Here is a 21527-nt window from a genome sequence, read left to right as displayed (position 1 = left end):
ATACGCGCCGGTCCTCGTACCCTTGACGCGTGCACGAGACAGCGATCGACCACACGCCGGGGTTCGACCTCGGGGCCGACGTCCCGCGGTACTCCCTGCGGTCCGCCACCGCCACGGCCGTCCTCGTGGTCGTCGAGCGAGCGGACGGGCAGCCGGTCCGGTACCCGCTCGAGCGGCTGCCGGCGACCGACCTGTGGACGGCCGAGACCCCCGGCGCCGCCCCGGGTGACCGGTACCACCTGCTCGTCGACGGGCCCGTCGGACCGCGGAACGAGTTCGAGCCGACACGGCCCCTGCTCGACCCGTACGCCCGCGGCATCGCACCGACCGGAGCGAACGAGTCCGGTCCCGACACCGGGTCCGGACCCGGCACCGGACCCGGCACACCCCGCTGGACGAGCGTCGTCGTGGACGACGCCTTCGACTGGGGCGGCGTCGTCAAGCCGACCGTCCCGCTCGACCGCGCCGTGGTCTACGAGGCGAACGTCCGCACCCTGACCGCCGCGAACCCGCACCTGCCGGAGCACCTCCGTGGCACGTACGCCGGGGTGGCGCACGAGAGCACCATCGCGCGCCTGCACCGCATCGGTGTCACGACGCTCGAGCTCCTGCCGGTGCAGGCCTTCGACACCGAGAACTGGCTGCGGGACGCCGGTCGCGAGAACGCCTGGGGCTACAACACGCTCGGGTTCTTCGCGCCGCACGCCGCGCACGCCTCCGCACCCGCACGGGCTGAGGGCGCGTCCGCGGTCCTGCGGGAGTTCAAGGGCATGGTCCGACTGCTGCACGAAGCGGGCATCCAGGTGGTGCTCGACGTCGTCTACAACCACACGGCGGAGGAGGGCCTCGGCGGACCCACCACCAGCCTGCGCGGCATCGACGGCGCGAACCGGTACCGGTGGGCCACGGGGGAACCGCCGTTCCGGGACACCTACTACGACACCACCGGCTGCGGGAACACCCTGGACACCTCGGTGGAGTCCACCGCCGACCTGATCGTCGACAGCCTGGTCTACTGGGCCCGCGAGGTGCAGGTCGACGGCTTCCGCTTCGACCTGATGGCCGCGCTCGCCCGCGACGCCCACCACGTCTTCGATCCGCAGCACCCGCTGCTCGAGCGGATCCGGAACCACCCCGACCTGCAGGACACCCTGGTCATCGCCGAGCCGTGGGACGTCGGACCCGATGGTTGGAAGACCGGCTCGTTCGGCGCGGCCGGCGACCGGACCAGCGAGTGGAACGACGGCTTCCGCAACACGGTCCGCCAGTTCTGGCTGACGGACATCGCCGAGGAACGCCGCAACGGCATGCCCCGCACCGGCATCGGCGCCCTCGCCGGCGCCCTGACCGGCTCGCGCCACGTCTTCGGCGCCGACCGCGGTCCGCTCGCGAGCGTCAACTTCGTCACCGCCCACGACGGCTTCACCCTGCTCGACCTGGTGTCGTACGACGGCAAGCACAACGCGGCGAACGGCGAGGAGAACCGCGACGGTTCGAACGACAACCGCTCGTTCAACCACGGCATCGAGGGCGACACCGCCGACCGCGGCGTCCGGGCAGCGCGCGGCCGGTCGATGCGGAACCTCGCGGCGACGCTGCTGCTCTCCGCCGGCGTGCCGATGCTCACCGCGGGTGACGAGCGGAGCCGCACGCAGCACGGCAACAACAACGCGTACGTCGTGTCCGACGATCTCACCCCGGTGGACTGGTCCGACGACGAGGACGCCGAGTCGATGACCGAGGCCGTCGCCGCGCTCGCCCGGTTCCGGCAGGCGCACCCCGCACTCCGGCCGACGCGCTTCGGCGTCGAGGGGCAGGAGACCCCGGGTGCCTCGCGGATGTCCTGGTACGGGCCGGACGGGCACCCGATGACCATCGAGGGCTGGGACCAGCCGGTGCACCGCGTCCTGCAGTACTTCGCCGAGTCGACGCCCGAGCACGAGCCGTACGACCGCGTGCTGGTCGTGGTGCACGGCAGCGGGCGCACACGTGACCTGACGCTGCCGGTGCGCGAGGACGTGCTCGGCTACCGCCTCGCGTGGTCGAGCGAGAAGCACCGTGACCACGAGCGGCTCCGCCCCGCCGGTCAGGTGTTCACCGCCTACGGCCCCGGCATCCACCTGTTCGAGCCGGCGTAGCGCGCGATCCGGCCCGCGCCCGGCACGTGACCAGCGGGCGGACGGGAGGCCCGTGGCGGCCCCGCCACGGGCCTCCCGTCCGGCCCCTCCACAGGTCCACGGCGCGCCCGACCGTCCACAGGGGGCGGATTCCGGGGAACGCGGAGGCGCTCGCCGGGTAGCGTCGGCTCCGTGGCCACCGCAGACCGACCCCGCCGACCGAAGATCGGGCGCATCCCGATCACCGAACTCGCCCCGAGGACGCCGAACGGGTTCCCCGGCAAGGCGTTCGACGGCGAGGTGATCACGTTCGGTGCGACCGTCTTCCGAGAAGGACACGGCATCATCGGCGCCGACCTCGTCCTCGAACGCCCGGACGGGGGCACCAGGACCGTCCCCCTGGCCCTCGGCGCGCCCGGGACCGACCGGTACGAGGCGACCGTCCAGGTCGACCACGTCGGCGTCTGGACCTGGCATTTCGAGTCCTACTCCGACGACTGGGCCACGTGGCTGCACGCCGCACGGCTGAAGATCGCGGCCGGGGTGGACACCGAGGCGACGCTCCTCGACGGCGCCCTGCTGCTCGACCGCCTCGCCGACGAGACCGACTCCCCTGCCGCCACCCGTGCGGCAGCGAAGGTGCGCGACACCGACCTCGACCCGGCCGAGCGCCTGGCCGCCGTCGACGACCCGCGCATCGTGGCCGAGGTCGAGGAAGCCCCGCTCACCTCGCTCCGGACGCACTCCCCGACGCAGCTGCTCGACGTCGAACGCACCCGTGCCGGCGTCGGTGCCTGGTACGAGTTCTTCCCCCGCAGCGAAGGCGCGAAGAAGAACCCGGACGGCTCGTGGAAGAGCGGCGACTTCCGCACCTCGGCCCGCCGCCTGCCCGCCGTCGCCCGGATGGGCTTCGACGTCGTCTACCTGCCGCCGATCCACCCGATCGGCACGACTGCGCGCAAGGGCCCGAACAACACGCTCACCCCGGGGCCGCACGACCCCGGCAGCCCCTGGGCGATCGGCTCCCCCGAGGGCGGGCACGACGCCATCCACCCCGACCTCGGGTCCGAGGAAGACTTCCGCGACTTCGTCGAGACCGCGAAGAACACCGGCATGGAAGTGGCGCTCGACTTCGCGCTCCAGTGCTCCCCCGACCACCCCTGGGTCACCGAGCACCCGAACTGGTTCACGCAGCGCGCCGACGGCTCGATCGCCACGGCCGAGAACCCGCCGAAGCGGTACCAGGACATCTACCCGATCCAGTTCGACTCCGACCCCGAGGGCCTGGTCGCCGAGGTCCTGCGCGTCCTGCGGCACTGGATCGACTTCGGCATCCGGATCTTCCGGGTCGACAACCCGCACACCAAGCCGCTCTGGTTCTGGGAGCGCGTCATCCGCGAAGTCCGCGACGAGCACCCGGACACCGTGTTCCTGGCCGAGGCGTTCACCCGGCCGGCGATGATGCGCGCACTGGCAGAGGTCGGGTTCCAGCAGTCGTACTCGTACTTCACGTGGCGGAACACGAAGGAAGAGATCGAGTCCTACTTCGAGGAGCTGTCGCACGAGACGAGCGACTACCTGCGCCCGAACCTGTTCGTGAACACGCCGGACATCCTCACCGAGTACCTGCAGTTCGGCGGCCGCGCCGGCTACAAGGTACGTGCCGCGCTCGCTGCGACGGGCGCCCCGACGTGGGGCATGTACTCCGGGTACGAGCTGTTCGAGGACGTCGCCCGACCGGGCTCGGAAGAGAACATCGACAACGAGAAGTACGAGTACAAGCCGCGTGACTTCGCCCTGGCCGAGGCCGAGGGCGCGTCACTCGCCCCGTACGTGACGATGCTCAACCGGCTCCGTGCCGCGCACCCCGCGCTCCGCCAGCTGCGGAACCTGCACGTGCACGCCGCCGACGACCCGGCGACCGTCGTGTACTCGAAGCACCTGTCCGGCGAGTTCATCCGCTCCGGGCACGCCGACACCGTGATCGTCGTCGCGAACGTCGACCCGCACTCGGCGCGTGAGACCACCGTGCACCTGGACCTCGCTGCGCTCGGTCTGCCGGCCGACAGCCGGTTCGACGTCCGTGACGTCGTGACCGGTCAGCGCTGGGTCTGGGGCGCGTCGAACTACGTCCGCCTGGACGCGTTCCAGGAACCCGTGCACCTGCTCGTCGTGGAAGGACTACACCGATGACGAACGACCCGACCGCACCCCAGCCGACCCCGCCGTCGCGCCGCGGCCCCGCCGTGCCGCCGGTCCCGCCCCCGCCGCCGCCCGTGCCCGCGCGGACGCCGTCCGACGCAAAGCCGGAGCCGCGCTACGAGCCGCGGGTCTCCGCCCCCGACGAGGACCTGCCAGGCGCTCCCGCTGCACCGCGCGAGGCGCCCGACCGCGGGGTCGCCGAGTCCGCCACGCTGGCGGGGCACCCCGCCGACGCGACGCACCCGTGGGTACCGTCCGTCGACGCCGTCGCGTCCTCGGGCGCTCCGACCGGAGGCCCGTCCACCGTTGCGCCGTCGACCGCCCTCCCGACGCCGCCGGCTCCCGAGCCCGCCACCGCCGACAGCACGGGCCCGCGCCCGGCTCCGGTCGAGCAGTGGCTGCGCCAACAGGTCGCCGAGGGCCGCTGGTCCCAGCCCCACGACGTCCTCGGCCCGCACGCCGTCGACGGTGGCACGAGCGTCCGCGTGGTGCGCCACCTGGCGCAGGCGGTCCGGCTCGTCCGGCTCGACGGCGACGACGTCGAGCTGACCCACGAGGGCGACGGTCTCTGGGCCGGTGCCACCGCCGAGGAGCTCGGGCGCTACCGGGTCGAGGCCGACTACGACTTCGACGAGTCCTCGGAAGAGGACGACGCCACCTGGACGACCGACGACGCGTACCGGTTCGCCCCGACGCTCGGCGAGCTCGACCTGCACCTGTTCGGTGAGGGCCGCGACGAGCAGCTCTGGCACCACCTCGGCGCGCACGTCCGCACGATCGACGGCGTCGACGGCGTCGCGTTCTCCGTGTGGGCACCCCGAGCCACCGCCGTGCGCGTCATCGGCGACTTCGAGGGCTGGGAAGGCCGCACCACCGCGATGCGCCGCCTGAGCGACCTCGGCGTCTGGGAGCTGTTCTGGCCCGGAGCCGTCGCGGGGCAGCGGTACAAGTTCCAGATCCTCACCGACTCCGGCTGGGTCGAGCGCGCGGACCCGTTCGCCCGCGAGGCCGAGATCGCCCCGGCCACCGCCTCGGTGATCACCGAGTCGAGCTACACGTGGTCCGAGGGCGACCGCGCCTGGATGGAACGCCGCGCGGAGACGACCACGCACGATGCGCCGATGAGCGTCTACGAGGTCCACCTCGGCTCGTGGCGCCCCGGGCTGTCGTACCGCGAGGTCGCCGACCAGCTCATCGGGCACGTGCAGTACACGGGCTTCACGCACGTGGAGTTCCTGCCGCTCGCCGAGCACCCGTTCGGCGGCTCGTGGGGCTACCAGGTCACCGGGTACTACGCGCCGACCGCACGCTACGGCTCCCCCGACGACCTGCGGTACCTGATCGACCGCCTGCACTCCGCTGGCATCGGCGTGATCATGGACTGGGTCCCCGGACACTTCCCGAAGGACGAGTGGGCACTCGGACGCTTCGACGGCCACGCACTGTTCGAGCACCCGGACCCCCGCCGCGGCGAGCAGCTCGACTGGGGCACCTACGTGTTCGACTTCGGGCAGCCGCAGGTCCGGAACTTCCTGGTCGCCAACGCCCTGTACTGGCTCGAGGAGTTCCACATCGACGGCCTGCGCGTCGACGCCGTCGCCTCGATCCTGTACCTCGACTACTCCCGCACCGACTGGCTGCCGAACATCCACGGCGGCCGCGAGAACCTGGACGCCGTCGCGTTCCTGCAGGAGACGAACGCCACCGCCTACAAGCGCTACCCGGGCATCGTCATGATCGCCGAGGAGAGCACCTCGTGGCCCGGCGTGACCCAGCCGACCAGCGCCGGTGGTCTCGGGTTCGGCCAGAAGTGGAACATGGGCTGGATGCACGACTCGCTGGAGTACGTGCAGCGCGACCCCGCGTACCGCAGCTACCACCACGACGAGATCACCTTCTCGCTCGTGTACGCCTTCAGTGAGCAGTTCACCCTGCCGATCAGCCACGACGAGGTCGTGCACGGCAAGGGTTCCCTCTACGGCAAGATGCCCGGCGACGAGTGGCAGAAGCTCGCGAACGTCCGGGCCTACCTGGCGTTCATGTGGGCGCACCCCGGCAAGCAGCTGCTCTTCATGGGGCAGGAGTTCGCCCAGCCCGCAGAGTGGTCCGAGGCGAAGGGGCTCGACTGGTGGCTCCTCGACCAGCCCGGGCACCGCGGCGTGCAGGACCTCGTCGCCGCCCTGAACCGGGTGTACAAGGACACGCCCGCGCTCTGGACGCACGACAGCACGGCCGACGGCTTCGAGTGGATCGAGGGCGGCGACGCACCCCACTCGACGCTCGGGTTCCTGCGCAAGGACGGCGACGACCGGCTGGCGGTGTTCGTGAACTTCTCGGGCGTGCCCGTGGAGCGTCGGTTCGGCCTGCCGAGCGCCGGCGAGTGGCACGAGGTGCTCAACACCGACGCCGCGGAGTACGGCGGCTCCGGTGTCGGCAACCTCGGAGTCGTCACCGCCGAGGACACCCCGTGGGCCGGCCGACCCGCATCGGCGCACCTCGTGGTGCCGCCGCTCGGGGCTGTCTGGCTCAAGCTCGAGCGCTAGCTGTGGCCCGCGTCCTGGACGCGGCCGCAGACGGACGGGAGGCCCGGTGCCAGCTGGCACCGGGCCTCCCGTCTGCTCGTTGCAGGCGTCTAGTACAGGGCACTCGCCAGGCGACGGCGGGCCGCGACCACGCGCGGGTCGTCGGTCCCGATGAGCTCGAAGTACTCGACCAGGCGGACGCGCAGGGCCTCACGGTCCTCGCCGAACACCGTCGGCACCAGGTCGAGCAGGCGTCCGAAGGCGTCCTCGACATGGCCACCGGAGATGTCGAGGTCGGCGACCGCGAGCTGCGCCTGGACGTCCTTCGGACCCGCACCGGCGGCGGCACGGATGTCGTCGGCGGTGTGGCCGTTCAACCGGTCCAGAAGCGACACCTGCGCGAGCCCCGCGACGGCCATCTGGTCGTGCGGGTCCTGCAGGATCGCGGTCTTGTACTCGGTGATCGCCGTGGCGTAGTCGCCCTGCTCGATCGCGTCGTACGCGGCCTGGTGGTGCGGCGGCAGCGCTTCCGGTTCCGGCTCACCCTGCTCGGCGGTGTCCTCGGGCGCGGCGGCACCGTCCACGGTGACGCGACCGGAGACGCCGTTCTGCTCGGCTGCCTGGAGGACCTGCTCGTAGACGTCGCGGACCTGCGCCTCGGGCAGCGCGCCGACGAAGAGCCCGAGCGGGCGTCCGCCGATCAGCGCGGCCACGGTCGGGATCGACTGTGCCTGGAACGCCTGCACGAGCTGCGGGTTCGTGTCGGCGTCCACCTTGGCGAGCAGCACGCGCCCGCCGTACTCGGCGGTCAGCTGCTCGAGGATCGGCGAGAGCTGCTTGCACGGCCCGCACCACTCGGCCCAGATGTCGACGATGACCGGCACCACGGACGACAGCTCCAGGACGTCCTGGAACGTGTCGTCGGTGACGTCGAGCACGAGCGACGGGACGGTCAGGTCGCCGCCGGCCTCGGTGCCCGGCGCTGCTGCACCGGTCGGGCTTCCCGCCTGCGCCGGAGCACCGGCAGGCGGCTGGGGCGGCCGCTGTGCGCGGTCGACGAGGGACGACAGGTCCACGGCTCCGCGGAGCCCGGACGGGGTCGGGGGGATGTTGCTCATTGCACCTCACTCGCTGCGGTCAGGCCCTGCGTGAACCCGAGCAGGACCACTTTGTCATCCGAGGCGACCGGCGGCACGTAGAAGAGCAGCTGGACGCCGTACGTGGCGCTGATGCCCTTCTTGCTCGTGTCGACCCCGGACAGTGCCTTGACGGCACCCTCGGTGTTGACCTCGGCGCCGGAGGCGGTCGGGGTCACCTTCTCGATCTCGTTGAGGTCGGCGGAGACGAGCGCGCCGGCGTCGTCGGTCGCGATCGCGACGGCGGAGTCCTCCGGGGCCTCGGACGAGTACTCGATCTTCGCCGTGTCCGGCAGGGACTTCGCCTTCTTGTCCTTGTACGCCTTGCCGATGGTGGTGCGGAGGCCGTCACCCTCGGTGGCGAACAGGTCGGCGTACTCGCTCTTCGAGTCCTTGGACAGGATGTCGCCGTAGGCGGTCGCGACCTGGTCCGGGGCGATCGCGAGGAGCTTCGACTGCGGAGCCAGGAGCGCCGCGCCGATCGACGTCGGCGCGAGGCTCGGGATCTTGGCGTCGGCCTCGAGCGAGACGTCGTAGGCGACCTTGTACGGGTCGCGCGCGGTGTCCTGCACGAGCGTCAGGGCCTGCGGTGCCGACTTGGCGTCGCAGTCCTCGGCGACGATCACGAAGACCGTGCGCGGCCACGTGTCGGTCTGCTGCGGCAACGCGACGCACACCTGACCGGCCGAGATCGCCGGCGGTGCCTTGGCGTCGGAGTCCTTGCCGCGGATGGAGTAGTTCGCCAGGCGCAGGTCGAGCGCGGCACCGGTGAAGCGGGTCTTCGCCAGGTCACGGTCGCGGGCGCCGTCGGACTGCTTCGCCACCGTGGCGATCCGCTCCACGACCCGGGTGATCTGCTGCTTGGTCGCCGCCGTGGGCTCGGTGGTCTCCGCCGCGCCGGTCGCGCTGGCCGTGGGGGTCGGGGTCGCGAGCGAGGGGTCCCCGCCCTGCGGCCAGTAGTCGGAGGAGCAGCCGGCCAGTGCGAGCGTGCCGACGAGCACCACGGGGACCGCGATGAACGCGCGCGATCCACGGCGGCCCCGCGTCGGGACCTGTGCACCGGCGGCGGCGGCACGGCGCGAGGCCCGCACGCGCGGCGGTCGGGTGCCACCGCTGCGACGACGCGGCCCACGACCGCGGCGCTGGTGCAGGAACGCCAGGACCAGCAGCACGATGCCGCCGAGTGCGAAGACGCCACCGGCGACCAGCAGGGGGCCGACGGACGGCGTCGCGGTGTCCTTCGGCCAGGTGACCGAGACGTCGCTCGGGGCGGCGGCGGTGCCGTCGCTGACGATGAGGACCGAGACGTCCTGCGGCAGACGGACCGTGAACTGCCCGGAGCCGTCGTACTCCTGGTACCAGAGGTCACTGCCCTTCGGCGACGGGACGGACGCCTCGGAGCCGGTGGTCTTGCCCACCAGCTTCGCGCTCTCGGCGTCGAACCGGAGCGTGGTGTGCTCGGCGTCACCGACCCACGCGTCGACGTCGGCCGTCTTGCCGTACGCCGCGAAGACCTTGCCGGAGCCGGACACGTTGATGCGCTGGTAGCCGGGGTTCGCGTTGAGCGTCGACCCGGGGATCACGGTGACCGGAGCAGAGCTGGTGGTCGAGCTGTCCGCGACGAGCGAGGACGGCGGAGCGAACACGGTCCGCTGTCCGACCGCCAACGCGACGAGCAGCAGGCCGATGACGAAACTGACGATCGCCAGGACGAATCGCACGAACACTCTCCCTACCGCGCCGGGGTGGGGATGTCGGCGCGCGAATCAGCGACTCAGGATAGCGAGCATGGCTGAGCAGCGCATCCATCCGGGCTGTCGTCGGACTCAGACGACCCCGTCGGGCCACCACTACAATCGACCGCGGGCCGGATCGGGCCCTCCGCCGAGCACCCAGGAGCGACACGTGGCGAACGACGAGGCAGAGTTCGGGACCGAGCTGCGCGGGTACCGCCGCGACGACGTCGACCGCTCACTGAACGACCTGCGCCGTGAGCTCATCAAGTCGAACACCGACCGTGCCGACGCCGCGAAGGAGATCCGTCTCCTGCAGTCCCGCGTCTCCGAGCTCCAGGGCGAACTCGACGAGGCCGGCACCCCCACCTACAGCGGCCTGGGCACGCGACTCGAGTCGACCCTGCGCGTGGCGGAGGAGCAGTCCACCCGTCTCATCAGCCAGGCGGACATCGACGCACAGCGCCTGCGGGCGTCGAGCCGGGCCGAGGCCGACCGCACCGTGCGCGAGGCACAGGAAGAAGCCCGCGGCACCCTCGAGGACGCGCGCACCCGCTCCACCAACGAACTCACCCGTGCTCGTGCCGAGGCCGCCGACACCGTCGAGCGTGCCCGTGCCGAAGCCGGCCTGCTGACCCAGGACGCCCGCAACGAGGCCGCGGCCATCCGGGGTGCCGCGGTGACCGAGGCCGCCGAGGTCCGCTCCGTCGCCATCCGTGAGACGAACGCCCTGCGCGCCCAGGTCGAGCACGAGGTCGCCGAGCTGCGCGAGATCGCCCAGCGCGAGTCGGCCGACTCCCGCACCGCCGCGGCCGACCTCGACCGCGAGACCGAGCACCGCCGCTCGGTGTTCGAGGCCGACCACGCCCGCCGGGTCGAGGACCTCGACCACGAGGAGTCCACCCGCCGTCAGGCGCTCGAGCGCGAGGTCGCCGAGGGGCGTGCTGCGTGGCACCGGGAGCGCGACGAGCAGCAGCAGGCGCACGCCCTGGCGATCGAGACCGGCCGCGCCGAGCTGCAGGCCGAGGTCGACCGACGTCGCGCCGAGATCGACGGCGAGTTCGCCGACCGCCGCCGGGTCGTGGACGAGGAACTCGCCGCAGCCCGTGCCGAGTGGGACCGGGAGCTCGCCTCGGCGCGCACCGCCCTGGCACAGGAGGCCGAAGCGTCGCGTGCGCAGCTGCGCGTCGACGAGGAACAGACGCGCGTCGAGAACGAGCGGCTCGTGCAGGAGACCGCCGACCGCATAGCACGCGAGCTCGAGGAGCACGACACCCGCATCGAGCGGGAGCGCGCCGAGGCCGACGCCGCCGCCGAACGCGCGGACCGCGAGCACGAGAACGCCCTCGCCGCCCGACGCGAACGCGAGCACGCCGAGGTCGACACCGAGATCGCCGACCGTCGCTCCGCCGAGCTCGACACCCTCGAGTCCGAGCGCACCGCTCTCCGTCAGGAGATCGACACCGCCCGCGCGGACCTGGCGAAGGAACGTGACGAGGCCCGTGCCGAGGTCGCCCGTGAGCGTGACGAGGCCCGCACGACGCTCGAGTCCGAGCTCGCCTCACGCCGGGACGACGCCGAGCAGGACTACCTGCAGAAGCACCACGACACCGTCACCGAAACGCAGAAGTACCTCGACGAGGCGAACCTGCAGCTCGCCGAGGCCACGCGCCGTGCCACCGAGGCCCGTGAGCGCGCCGAGCGGCTCCAGCAGGAAGCCGACGACCTCGAGCGCACCAGCACCGCCGACGCGCAGGAGCACGCCCGCACCATCGTCGCCGATGCCCAGGACCGCGTGCACCGGATGGTCTCCGATGCCGAGGAGCGCACGGCTGCCATCACCGCCGAGGCCGAGGACCGACTGTCGGCGATCCGCACCGAGCGCGAGGCCGTGGCGGGCTACCTGGAGAACCTGCGCGGCGTGCTCACGCACGCGACCGGCCTGCTGGGGACCGCACCCGGTACCGCGCCCGGAGCGGCCGACGACGCAGTGGACGCGACCGAACGCTGACGCGAGCCGACCAGGAGGCGCGGGTCGCGCCTCCTGGTCGGCCCACCGCACCGAGGTGGGCACGCACCGTGCGTCGGACCGGCGAGTGCCGTCAGACCGGCCAGTGGGTCGGCAGCGGTGCGCTGCCGGGCACGACCAGGTCGGCGACGGCGTCGAGGACGATCCGGACGTAACGCTCCCCCACCCACAGGTGCTTCGCGCCCTCGATCGGGACGACTCGGACGTTCGGGGCGACGGCGAACCGGGCGATCGCTTCGTCGGGCTGCAGGAAGTCGTCGTGCTCGGGCACCAGGGCCACCACCGGGACGTCCACGGCTGCCCAGCGCGCGAGCTCGTCCTCCGTGGTGCGGTGCAGTGGCGGCGAGAGCAGGACCACGCCCGCCACGGTGCCGGCCTCGACGTGTTCCAGCGCATGCTTGAGGATCACCTCGGTGCCGAAGGACCACCCGACCAACCACGGCGTCGGCAGACCACGGTCGACCACCTCGGCGACGGCGGCGCGCAGGTCGAAGCCCTCGGAGACACCCTCGCCGAACACGCCCTCGGACGTGCCGCGTGGCGACGTCACCGACCGGAAGTTGAAGCGCAGGACCGCGATGTCCGCCAGCGCCGGCAGGCGCGCGGCGGCCTTCTTGAGCACGTGCGAGTCCATGAAGCCGTGCGCGGTCGGCAGTGGGTGCAGCGTCACGACGGTGCCCCGTGCCGAGCGCGACTCCGGTTCGGCGAGCTCCCCGACCAGGGTGAGGTGGTCGTCGGTGACGAGCTCGACGTCGGTGCGGCGAGCGGGCAGCTGCGTGGCGGAGCGGATCTCGCCGTCGTCGGTCATGCGATGCTCCAGCAGTGGTTGTGCCAGTGTCGGCGTGATGCCAGGTCGGCAGCGTCGCCGAGGACCCCGTCGGAACGCCAGACCACCACGTGTGCGGTGCCGGGCAGGACCGTACCGCCGCACCCGGGGCAGACGTACTCCTTCTGCGCCGAGGCCGCGGAGACGGGCTGGACGAGGTACTCCCGCCCGCGACGCACCTCGGTGCGCTTCCACGAGCTCATCAGCCGGTCGAGGCCGGTGTCCTCGTCAGGCTCGACGTCGCGACCACGGGGACGCCGCGGACGGTTGCTGCGCGGCACCCCAACTGCCGATCAGTACCAGTTGTTCGCCTGGCTGTGGCCCCAGGCGCCGCAGGGCGTGCCGTAGACCCCGGAGATGTAGTTGAGACCCCACGTGATCTGCGTTGCGGGGTTCGTCTGCCAGTCGGCACCGGCGGTCGCCATCTTGCTGCCCGGCAGTGCCTGCGGGATGCCGTACGCACCGCTGGGGTTGTAGGCGTTCACCCGCCAGCCGGACTCCTTGTTCCACAGCGAGACGAGGCAGTTGTACTGGTCGGTGCCCCAGCCCCGGGCCGTGACGAGCTGCAGGGCGATCGCCTGTGCGCTGCCCGCGTCGGGCGTCGCGGCGACGGCGGCCAGCGTGTTCGCGGCGGAGACGCTCTCGGTCTCGGTCGCGGTGGCGTCGGTCGTCTCGTCGGTGGTGGCGTCGTCGGCTGCTTCTTCGACGACGGGCTTCACGACCTTGGGGGCCGGCACGGTCACGCCGTAGCCGTCGCGGTCGGCAGCGGCGTCGCCGTAGGTGCCGTGCGCGGTGTACTGCTGCGGGGCCTGCGGCGTCTTCACGAGCACCGGGGTGTCGACCGCGGCCTGCGCGACGTCGGCCTGGAGCGGGTTGAAGAGCGACGCCCCGACGAAGAGGAAGACCCCGACGAACGAGAACGCCGGAACCGAGGAACGCTTCCGTGCGAAGGCGTTGACCGCGGCGGCTGCGCCACGGCTCGGCTGCTGCGCTGTCGCGGTGCGCTGCTTCGCGGCACGCGGGTCCACCTGGGCCGCGGGGGCCTCGTGCGCGAACGCGGCGATGCGTTCGTCGGACACGCGGTTCGCTGCGACGGACTTCGGCGTCGCGACGGGACCGGTCTCCGGCAGGACCTGCGGGTTCGCCTGGAGCACCGAGGTGTCCGCCGTACGGGTTCGGTTCAGTGCCGCGCGGCGCTCACCCGAAGCCTGGAGGCTGAGGTGCTCGCGGGGATCGCGGTCGGAGCTGTGGTCTGCCGTGTGCCTGCCCATGAGTAGGACCAGGGTAACGGAACGATCACGGAAAGCGAAGCACCTGGGTGCAGCGCGTCGTCAGCGGACGGCGAGCATGACCTCGACGACGGCGTCGAGCAGCGCGTCCACCTGGCCCTCGCGGTAGCCGCCGTGCTTCGGGCGGAACACGATCGACCGCACCTCGGTGAGGCTCAGCGGCTTGCCCTCGCGGAAGTAGCCACCGAGGCGGGCCGCGAACGCGTCGACGTCCTTCGGGTGGTAGCCGGTGCCGAGCACGCTCACCCGGTTGAACCGCTGTCCGTCCGGGCGCTCGAGGCGGGCCACGACGTCGGAGGCCTTCGTGCGGGCTTCGGCGTACCAGGCCTTCTGCCCGGCATCGCCGATCTCCCGCTCGCGCTCCCGGGCCGCGAAGGCGTCCTCGAGGCGCTCCAGCGCTGCGTCGACGTGCGAGGTCGAGTAGCCGCCCTTGCGCATCGAGAACGCGGTGGCGCGGATCTTCGCAGCCTCGATGCCGGGGGCGCTGTCGTCGGCGGAGTACGCACGACGGGCGTCCTCGAGGAAACGCTCGACTTCGTCGACGTCGTATCCGAGGGCGGAGCGGGCTGCGGTCGGGAAGGTGGTGGCCACGGCGTCATTCTGCCAGTCCCGACCCGTGGCACAACCTGGACGCGCTGAGGGCGGCGCTCAGGGTGGGCCGACGAGGTCGATCGAGGTCGGTCAGTGGTTGACGATCAGGTACAGCACGTAGGCGACGGCGGCCGACGGCAGGATGCTGTCGATGCGGTCGAGCAGTCCGCCGTGCCCGGGCAGGAAGGACGAGATGTCCTTGATGCCGAGGTCGCGCTTGATCATCGACTCGGTGAGGTCGCCCAGGGTCGCGGACCCGGAGATCAGCACGCCGAGCACGACGCCGGTCCACCACGGCAGGCCGAGCATGAGCCAGGCGACCAGGATGCCGACGATGATGCTCGCTGCGACCGATCCGGCGAAGCCCTCCCAGGTCTTCTTCGGGCTGATCCGCGGCGCCATCGGGTGCTTGCCGAGGTTCAACCCGGTGGCGTAGGCACCGGTGTCGACAGCGACGACGACCAGGATGAAGCCGATCACCCACAGGTTGCCCTGCGACTGCGCGGAGAGCAGGACGACACAGGCGCCGAGCAGCGAGATGTACGCCTGCACGAACAGACCGTTCGTGACGTCGCGAAACACGTCACCGGCCGACGGCTTCTGCCGCGAGAGCGCGACCTCGACCAGACGCCAGAGGCTGATCAGGACGATGCCACCGAGCAGCGTGAACAGTGCCGCGACCTGCCCGAGCAGGAACGCCGCCGGCACGATCGCGATCGCGACGGCGACGCTCGGGATCCGCGGGACGTCCCGGCCGGCGAAGCGCATGGCGCTCGTGAGCTCGTAGACGCCCACGCCGAGCAGGAACGCCGCCACGACCATGAACGACGGCGGCCAGATGAGGAGCGTGCCGAGCATGACCACGGCGAACGCGAGCGCGATGCCGATCGCCGCCGGCAGGTTGCGCCCGGTGCGCGCCGTCAGGGCCTCGTTGCGCGCACCGAAGTCGGCCTTGCGCTGCCGGAGCTGCGCCTCGAAGTCGGTGCGGGCCGCTCGGGCACGCGCATCGAAGTCCTGGCGGAGCCCCTTCTTCACGGGCCCGGTGTGGTCGGGTCCGTGCTCTGCTGTGGGGCGTTCACCGCCCTGGTCCGGGCGGCGCATCAGACCTCGAGGAGTTCGGCTTCCTTCTTCTTCAGCGACTCGTCGATCTGGTCGACGTGCTTCTTCGTCAGGGCTTCGAGGTCCTTGTCACCGCGCGAGATCTCGTCGTCCGAGATCTCACCCTTGAGTGCGTCGAGGTCGTCCTTGGCCTTGCGGCGGATGTTCCGGATGACGACCTTGTGGTCCTCGCCCTTCGTCCGCACGAGCTTGACGAACTCCTTGCGGCGGTCCTTGGTGAGCTCCGGGATCGTCACGCGGACGATGTCGCCGTCGTTCGTCGGGCTGGCGCCGAGGTTCGGGAACGTCGCGATGGCGCGCTCGATCTCCTTGAGCGCCGTCTTGTCGTACGGCGTCACGATGAGCGTGCGGGCCTCGGGCGTCTGCAGCGACGCGAGCTGCGCGAGCGGCGTCGGCGTGCCGTAGTACTCGACCGGGATCTTCTGGAAGAGCGCCGCGTTGATGCGGCCGGTGCGGACGGTCGAGAAGTCGTCCTTGGCGACCTCGACAGCCTTCGCCATCTTCTCGGTGGCTTCGGTCAGGACATCACTGATCACGGTGTTACTCCTTCGGTACTGGCGTCGAGTCTAGTCAGCGGTGCGGGTCAGTTGCTGACCACGGTGCCGATGCGCTCGCCACGGATGGCGGCCTGGACGTTGCCGTCGCCCTCCATGCCGAAGACGTGCATCGGCATGCCGTTGTCCATGCAGAGCGAGAACGCGGTGGCGTCGACGACCTTCAGACCCTTCAGGAGCGCGTCCTGGTAGGTCACGTGGTGCAGCTTCTCGGCCGTGGCGTCCTTCTTCGGGTCCGCCGTGTACACGCCGTCGACACCGTTCTTGGCGACGAGGACCTCGTCGGCCTTGATCTCGAGTGCTCGCTGCGCGGCCACCGTGTCGGTCGAGAAGTACGGCAGACCGGCGCCGGCGCCGAAGATGACGACCCGGCCCTTCTCGAGGTGCCGCTCGGCGCGCCGCGGGATGTACGGCTCGGCGACCTGGGTCATCGCGATGGCCGACTGCACGCGCGTGGCGGCCCCGGCCTGCTCGAGGAAGTCCTGCAGCGCCAGCGCGTTCATCACGGTGCCGAGCATGCCCATGTAGTCGGCACGGCCGCGGTCCATCCCGCGCTGCGAGAGCTCGGCGCCGCGGAAGAAGTTGCCCCCGCCGACGACGATCGCGATCTCGACCTCGCGCGCGGCGACGGCGATCTCCTTGGCGATGGCCCCGATCACGTCGGGGTTCACGCCGAGCGATCCGGCCCCGAAGGCCTCTCCCGACAGCTTCAGCAGTACGCGGCGTCGTCCGGTCTTCTCGTCGGTCATCTGATCGCACCCTTCGTCGTGGTCTCGTGGAAATGTACTCGCGGATGTGTCGCGTGTGTGTCGCGCCCGGAGGCGCGAAAAACGGGGCCAGGAACCTGGTTGGTTCCTGACCCCGTCACGGGTTCGTTACGCGCCGACCTTGACGCGGGCGAAGCCCTGGATCGTGATGCCGGCGTTCTCGGCGGCCTTCGCGACGGAGATCTTGTTGTCCTTCGCGTAGTCCTGGTCGAGGAGCGACACCTGCTTGATGTAGGCGTTCACCCGACCCTCGACGATCTTCGGGAGCGCAGCCTCGGGCTTGCCCTCCTCGCGCGTGATCGCCTCGACGGTCGCACGCTCCTTGGCGATCTCGTCGGCCGGGACCTCGTCGCGGGTCAGGTACGTCGGGTTCGCGAACGCGACGTGCTGGGCGATCGAGCGGGCCTCGGCAGCGTTGTCACCCTCGTACGCGATGACGACGGCGATCTGCGGCGGCAGGTCCTGGCTGGTCTTGTGCAGGTAGATCTCGAAGGCCGAGCCCTCGACACGGCGGACCGTGCGGACCTCGAGCTTCTCGCCCAGCGCGGCGGCCGACTCGTTGACGACCTCGAGCACGGTCTTGCCGTCGACGGGGGCGGCGTTCGCGGCGGCGACGTCAGCTGCACCGGCGGCCGCGACGGCCCCGAGCACCTTGTCGGCCAGCGTCGTGAACTTCTCGTTCTTCGCGACGAAGTCGGTCTCGCTCGCGAGCTCGACGACCGTGGCGGCGCCGTTCTCGGAGCTCGCGACGACGACGCCCTCGGAGGTGGCACGGTCGTCGCGCTTGGCGACGGCCTTCGCACCCTTGATGCGGAGCAGCTCGACGGCCTTGTCGTAGTCGCCGTCGGCCTCGACGAGCGCGTTCTTCGCGTCCATCATGCCGGCGCCGAGGTCCTCGCGGAGCTTCTTCACGTCAGCAGCGGTGAAGTTTGCCATTGACTGTCCTTTCTGGACGGTACGTGTGTGGAGAGTGGTGACGCAGGCGCCGGACCCGATCGGGTCCGGCGCCTGCGACAGGTCACTCGGCGGGGGTGGTCTCCGCGGCTGCCTCGGCCTCGGCCGTCGGCTCCGCGTTCTTCGCGTCGTCGGCGATCGGCTCGCCGATCTCCTTCGCGGCGACCTGCGCGTCAGCGTCGTTCTCCTCGACCGGGGCGGCGGGCGCCTCGGTCGTGGCGGCGGCGTCGCCACCGAGGAGCTCCTGCTCCCACTCGGCGAGGGGCTCTGCGGCCTCTTCGTCGTCGCCACCGTTGTGACGGGTCTTCAGGCCCTCGGCCGCGGCGTCGGCGACGATGCGGGTGAGGAGACCGACGGAGCGGATCGCGTCGTCGTTGCCCGGGATCGGGTACGTGATCTCGTCGGGGTCGCAGTTGGTGTCGAGGATGCCGATGATCGGGATACCGAGCTTCTGCGCCTCGTCGACGGCGAGGTGCTCCTTCTTGGTGTCGACGATCCAGAGCGCGCTCGGGGTCCGCGTGAGGTTACGGATACCACCGAGGGTCTTGTGGAGCTTGTCCAGCTCGCGCTTCTTGATGAGGAGCTCCTTCTTGGTGAAGCCCTTCGTCGTGTCGTCGAAGTCGATCTCCTCGAGCTCCTTCATGCGCGCGAGGCGCTTGGAGACCGTCTGGAAGTTCGTGAGCAGACCGCCGAGCCAACGCTGGTTGACGTACGGCTGGCCGACGCGGGTCGCCTGCTCGGCGATGGAGCCCTGCGCCTGCTTCTTGGTGCCCACGAAGAGGATCGTGCCACCGTGCGCGACCGTCTCCTTGACGAAGTCGTACGCGCGGTCGATGAAGGCCAGCGACTGCTGCAGGTCGATGATGTGGATGCCCGAGCGCTCGGCGAGGATGAAGCGCTTCACCTTCGGGTTCCACCGACGGGTCTGGTGTCCGAAGTGGACGCCGCTGTCGAGCAGCTGGCGGATGGTGACGACGGCCATGTGCCGTCCTCCTTCTGTGTTCTCGGAGCGCAGCTGTGCTGTGCCCCTGTTGCGGTTGTGTCGAGCACGACCGGAGGTCGTGATCCCTGGTGTCCTGGCACGCGACCGCCCGCTCGTGAGAGCGGGACCGGTGGTCGGGTGCCGGGTCGGAGACGGCGAACCGTTGACGACCCTGTGGACACGCGAAGTCAGCGCGCATCAGCGCACTGCTGGAGAAATGCTAGCAGACAGGAGGCCCGGATCACGCGCGCCGACCGGCTGACGTGATCCGGGCCTCCTGTCCGGTGTTCTGGGTGTCTCAGACGCGACTGATCACGCCTTCGCGTTCACCGTGTCGCCCTCGGCGGAGATGCCCATCTCCTCGAGCGAGCGACCCTTGGTCTCCGGGATCTTCGCGATGACGAAGAAGAACGAGATCAGCGCGAACAGCGCGTAGATGCCGTACGTGACCGTCAGGTTGAAGCCGGACAGCACCGGGAACGTGATGGTGACGATGAAGTTCGCGACCCAGTTGGCGGCCGAACCGATACCGAGCGCCGTGGCGCGGATGCGGTTCGGGAACATCTCGCCGAGCAGCACCCACATGAGCGGACCCCACGTCGCACCGAACGACACGACGAACAGGTTCGCGAAGATGAGGGCGATGACACCCCACGAGCCGGGCAGGCTCGGGTTGCCGTCCACGATCGTCGACTGCGAGAACGCGATCGCGACCATCGCCAGCGACACGAACATGCCGGCGGAACCGGTGACGAGCAGCGGCTTCCGACCGACCTTGTCGACCAGGAAGATCGCGATGAAGGTGACCGCGACGTTGACCACCGACGTGATCGTGGAGATGAGGAAGGAGTCGCTCTCCTTGAACCCGACGGCCTGCCAGAGCGTCGTCGAGTAGTAGAAGATCACGTTGATGCCGACGAACTGCTGCAGCACGGCCAGGATGATGCCGACCCAGACGATGGGCTGCAGGCCGAAGCGGTTGCCCCGGATGGAGCCCTTCTTCTCGTTGGCTTCCTTCTTGATGCCGTCCTGGATTTCCTCCAGGCTCGTGTTCACCGTGTCGCGCGGGACGATCTTCGTCATGACCGCACGGGCGTCCTCCGTCCGCCCCTTGGCGAGCAGGTACCGCGGCGACTCCGGCAGCGTGATGGCCAGGATGCCGTAGACCACCGACGGGATCACGCCGACCAGGAACATCCAGCGCCACGCCGGGAGGCCGAAGACCTCGGCGGACGCGCTGCCTGCCGTGACGGCGAAGAACTGGTCGGAGAGCAGCGCGGCGAAGATACCGAGCGTGATGGCGAGTTGCTGGAACGAGGCCAGGCGCCCGCGGATCGCCTTCGGCGACACCTCGGAGATGTACGCCGGCGCGATCACCGAGGCCGTACCGATGCCGAGGCCGCCGACGAGGCGCCACAGGACGAAGTCCCACGTGGCGAACGCGAAGCCCGAGCCGATCGAGCTCACCAGGAACAGCACCGCGGCCCAGAACATCACCCGGGTGCGACCCCAGCGGTCAGCGAGTCGACCGGCGAAGTAGGCGCCGAACGCACAGCCGATGAGCGCGGAAGCGACGGCGAAGCCGCTCGCCGCCTCGGACAGGCCGAACTCGCCCTTGATGGCCTCGACGGCGCCGTTGATGACCGACGAGTCGAAGCCGAAGAGGAAACCGCCCACCGCTGCTGCGATGGCGAACGCGGTGACCTTCCCCTTGAACGCACGGTCCTCGCCGTGCCCGGTGGCTGTGTTGGACACGATGCTCCTGGGTTCTGCCGGCCGTGCTGCTGTGGGCACGGTGCCCCGGCGGTCGGCTCGTTCGCCGTCCGTGCGGCGTTGCGTGGTCCGGAGCGGCCCCGACTGTACTCCTCGTGGGGGATGTGGTCATAACCGGGTGCGGGTGTCGGCGCGGGGCGGGGCGGTCGGGTCGTGGGCGGGTCGGGAGTCGCCTCGACTCGGAACGACACCGTCGATGTCGTGCGACATCGAGGACGTCGTTCGTTGCGGTCGCGTCGTCCCTCCACAGGCCGGGAGGCCCGCCCCACCCTCCACGGACCGCCTCACCTCGGTCGTGTGGCGGGTCCGGGCCGGACAGAGTGGCGGCATGTTCCTGTTCCCGGGCTCCGGCACTCGGCTCCCCCCGGTCGTCGCGATGGTGGTGGTGATCGGGATGCTCGGGGCGGCCACCGCGTCGTTGCCCGCACCTGGGCCCGCGCCGGAGGACGTGCGCGACCACCGGGATCGCACGGCGGCGATTCGTGCTGATGAGCCGTGGGTCTGGCCGACCGGCACGCGGGTGGTCGAGCGCGGGTGGGAGCCGCCGTCCGACGACTACGCCGCCGGTCACCGCGGGATCGACGTCCCGGCGCCGCTCGGCACGACTGCGGCGGCGGTCGACGACGGCACGGTGGCGTTCGCCGGACCGGTGGGCGGCAGGAGCGTCGTGACGGTCGACCACGGCGGCGGGCTCGTCAGCACCCTCGACTCGGTGCAGCCGCTCGTCGCTGCCGGGGACCACGTGCGACAGGGTGATCCGGTCGGCCGGGTGTCCGTGGGGCACTGTCCGGCCTCGGCACCGTGTCTGCACCTCGGCGCGCGGGTCGACGGCCGCTACGTGGACCCGACGTCGTACCTTCCCGCGGCCGAGTGGCCCGTCCTGTTGCCGGAGTCCGCTTGGCCGGGGTGAGCGTCGGCGACGAGCGGTGGGCG

Annotated in this window: 17 protein-coding genes; 5 read left to right on the top strand and 12 right to left on the bottom strand. The window is 70.9% G+C overall.

Going from position 1 to position 21527, the window contains the following annotated elements; all coding sequences use genetic code 11:
* Positions 1-29: 29 nt before the first annotated feature.
* The 3 genes from EDF31_RS12975 (at position 30) to glgB (ending at position 6862) form a co-directional block, all read left to right on the top strand.
* Positions 30-2138, top strand: coding sequence for an alpha-amylase family glycosyl hydrolase (locus EDF31_RS12975; protein WP_131846414.1), 2109 nt, complete (start codon positions 30-32; stop codon positions 2136-2138).
* 171 nt (positions 2139-2309) lie between these two features.
* The gene (locus EDF31_RS12970; protein ID WP_207896215.1) at positions 2310-4310 is read left to right on the top strand and encodes an alpha-1,4-glucan--maltose-1-phosphate maltosyltransferase; all 2001 of its coding nucleotides are present in this window, start codon (positions 2310-2312) and stop codon (positions 4308-4310) included.
* Positions 4307-6862 (top strand): 1,4-alpha-glucan branching protein GlgB, encoded by a 2556-nt coding sequence (gene glgB / locus EDF31_RS12965; protein WP_207896213.1) that lies wholly within the window; start codon positions 4307-4309, stop codon positions 6860-6862. The genes EDF31_RS12970 and glgB overlap by 4 nt, the downstream gene beginning before the upstream one ends.
* An 89-nt stretch (positions 6863-6951) precedes the next feature.
* Here glgB and EDF31_RS12960 read toward each other — a convergent pair whose 3' ends face one another.
* Both EDF31_RS12960 and EDF31_RS12955 read right to left on the bottom strand, forming a co-directional pair.
* Positions 6952-7959, bottom strand: coding sequence for a tetratricopeptide repeat protein (locus EDF31_RS12960; RefSeq protein ID WP_131846413.1), 1008 nt, complete (start codon positions 7957-7959; stop codon positions 6952-6954).
* Complete coding sequence (locus EDF31_RS12955) at positions 7956-9698, bottom strand: hypothetical protein (protein ID WP_131846412.1); 1743 nt, start codon at positions 9696-9698, stop codon at positions 7956-7958. The genes EDF31_RS12960 and EDF31_RS12955 overlap by 4 nt, the downstream gene beginning before the upstream one ends.
* 184 nt (positions 9699-9882) lie before the next feature.
* Here EDF31_RS12955 and EDF31_RS12950 point away from each other — a divergent pair, with 184 nt between their 5' ends.
* Positions 9883-11721, top strand: coding sequence for a hypothetical protein (locus EDF31_RS12950; RefSeq protein ID WP_131846411.1), 1839 nt, complete (start codon positions 9883-9885; stop codon positions 11719-11721).
* Between the two features lie 91 nt (positions 11722-11812).
* On the opposite strand, the gene EDF31_RS12945 is transcribed toward EDF31_RS12950, so the two are convergent.
* From EDF31_RS12945 to EDF31_RS12900, 10 genes are all read right to left on the bottom strand, one after another.
* Positions 11813-12547 carry an alpha/beta family hydrolase gene (locus EDF31_RS12945; RefSeq protein WP_131846410.1) on the bottom strand — a complete coding sequence of 245 codons (735 nt, stop codon included), beginning with the start codon at positions 12545-12547 and terminating at the stop codon, positions 11813-11815.
* Entirely contained in the window at positions 12544-12846 is a 303-nt protein-coding gene (locus EDF31_RS12940) for a hypothetical protein (RefSeq protein WP_235035894.1), read from the bottom strand. Before EDF31_RS12940 ends, EDF31_RS12945 begins: the two co-directional genes overlap by 4 nt.
* A gap of 12 nt (positions 12847-12858) precedes the next feature.
* Entirely contained in the window at positions 12859-13836 is a 978-nt protein-coding gene (locus tag EDF31_RS20370) for a lytic transglycosylase domain-containing protein (protein WP_243650032.1), read from the bottom strand.
* A gap of 60 nt (positions 13837-13896) precedes the next feature.
* A complete protein-coding gene (locus tag EDF31_RS12930) occupies positions 13897-14445 on the bottom strand; it encodes a DivIVA domain-containing protein (RefSeq protein ID WP_111086090.1) in 549 nt (182 codons plus the stop codon).
* A 90-nt stretch (positions 14446-14535) separates the two neighbouring features.
* Positions 14536-15480, bottom strand: coding sequence for a phosphatidate cytidylyltransferase (locus EDF31_RS12925; protein WP_123294841.1), 945 nt, complete (start codon positions 15478-15480; stop codon positions 14536-14538).
* Positions 15481-15545: 65 nt separating this feature from the next.
* Positions 15546-16100, bottom strand: coding sequence for a ribosome recycling factor (frr, locus tag EDF31_RS12920; RefSeq protein WP_111086089.1), 555 nt, complete (start codon positions 16098-16100; stop codon positions 15546-15548).
* Between the two features lie 47 nt (positions 16101-16147).
* Positions 16148-16867, bottom strand: coding sequence for a UMP kinase (pyrH, locus tag EDF31_RS12915; protein ID WP_111086088.1), 720 nt, complete (start codon positions 16865-16867; stop codon positions 16148-16150).
* 126 nt (positions 16868-16993) lie between these two features.
* The gene (tsf, locus tag EDF31_RS12910; RefSeq protein ID WP_111086087.1) at positions 16994-17821 is read right to left on the bottom strand and encodes a translation elongation factor Ts; all 828 of its coding nucleotides are present in this window, start codon (positions 17819-17821) and stop codon (positions 16994-16996) included.
* Between the two features lie 82 nt (positions 17822-17903).
* Positions 17904-18821 (bottom strand): 30S ribosomal protein S2, encoded by a 918-nt coding sequence (gene rpsB / locus EDF31_RS12905; RefSeq protein WP_131846409.1) that lies wholly within the window; start codon positions 18819-18821, stop codon positions 17904-17906.
* Positions 18822-19133: 312 nt separating this feature from the next.
* The gene (locus tag EDF31_RS12900) at positions 19134-20576 is read right to left on the bottom strand and encodes a sugar porter family MFS transporter (protein ID WP_243650030.1); all 1443 of its coding nucleotides are present in this window, start codon (positions 20574-20576) and stop codon (positions 19134-19136) included.
* 346 nt (positions 20577-20922) lie between these two features.
* Between EDF31_RS12900 and EDF31_RS20015 the strand changes: the two genes are divergently transcribed.
* Positions 20923-21504: a M23 family metallopeptidase gene (locus EDF31_RS20015; protein ID WP_165901420.1), complete on the top strand. Its 582-nt coding sequence runs from the start codon at positions 20923-20925 to the stop codon at positions 21502-21504.
* Positions 21505-21527 lie beyond the last annotated feature (23 nt).

The organism is Curtobacterium sp. PhB142 (assembly GCF_004341255.1).
In the GTDB taxonomy this organism is placed as follows: Bacteria; Actinomycetota; Actinomycetes; order Actinomycetales; family Microbacteriaceae; genus Curtobacterium.
The sequence above is the reverse complement of the archived record's forward strand: the minus strand, read 5'-3'. Positions and strand labels throughout refer to the sequence as shown.

What these genes read in the sequence shown, in the direction of transcription:
- EDF31_RS12960 (WP_131846413.1), bottom strand. Translation starts at nt 7,959, where the DNA reads ATGAGCAACATCCCCCCGACCCCGTCCGGGCTCCGCGGAGCCGTGGAC.
- rpsB (WP_131846409.1), bottom strand. Translation starts at nt 18,821, where the DNA reads ATGGCCGTCGTCACCATCCGCCAGCTGCTCGACAGCGGCGTCCACTTC.
- EDF31_RS20370 (WP_243650032.1), bottom strand. Translation starts at nt 13,836, where the DNA reads ATGGGCAGGCACACGGCAGACCACAGCTCCGACCGCGATCCCCGCGAG.
- tsf (WP_111086087.1), bottom strand. Translation starts at nt 17,821, where the DNA reads ATGGCAAACTTCACCGCTGCTGACGTGAAGAAGCTCCGCGAGGACCTC.
- EDF31_RS12945 (WP_131846410.1), bottom strand. Translation starts at nt 12,547, where the DNA reads ATGACCGACGACGGCGAGATCCGCTCCGCCACGCAGCTGCCCGCTCGC.
- pyrH (WP_111086088.1), bottom strand. Translation starts at nt 16,867, where the DNA reads ATGACCGACGAGAAGACCGGACGACGCCGCGTACTGCTGAAGCTGTCG.
- EDF31_RS20015 (WP_165901420.1), top strand. Translation starts at nt 20,923, where the DNA reads ATGTTCCTGTTCCCGGGCTCCGGCACTCGGCTCCCCCCGGTCGTCGCG.
- glgB (WP_207896213.1), top strand. Translation starts at nt 4,307, where the DNA reads ATGACGAACGACCCGACCGCACCCCAGCCGACCCCGCCGTCGCGCCGC.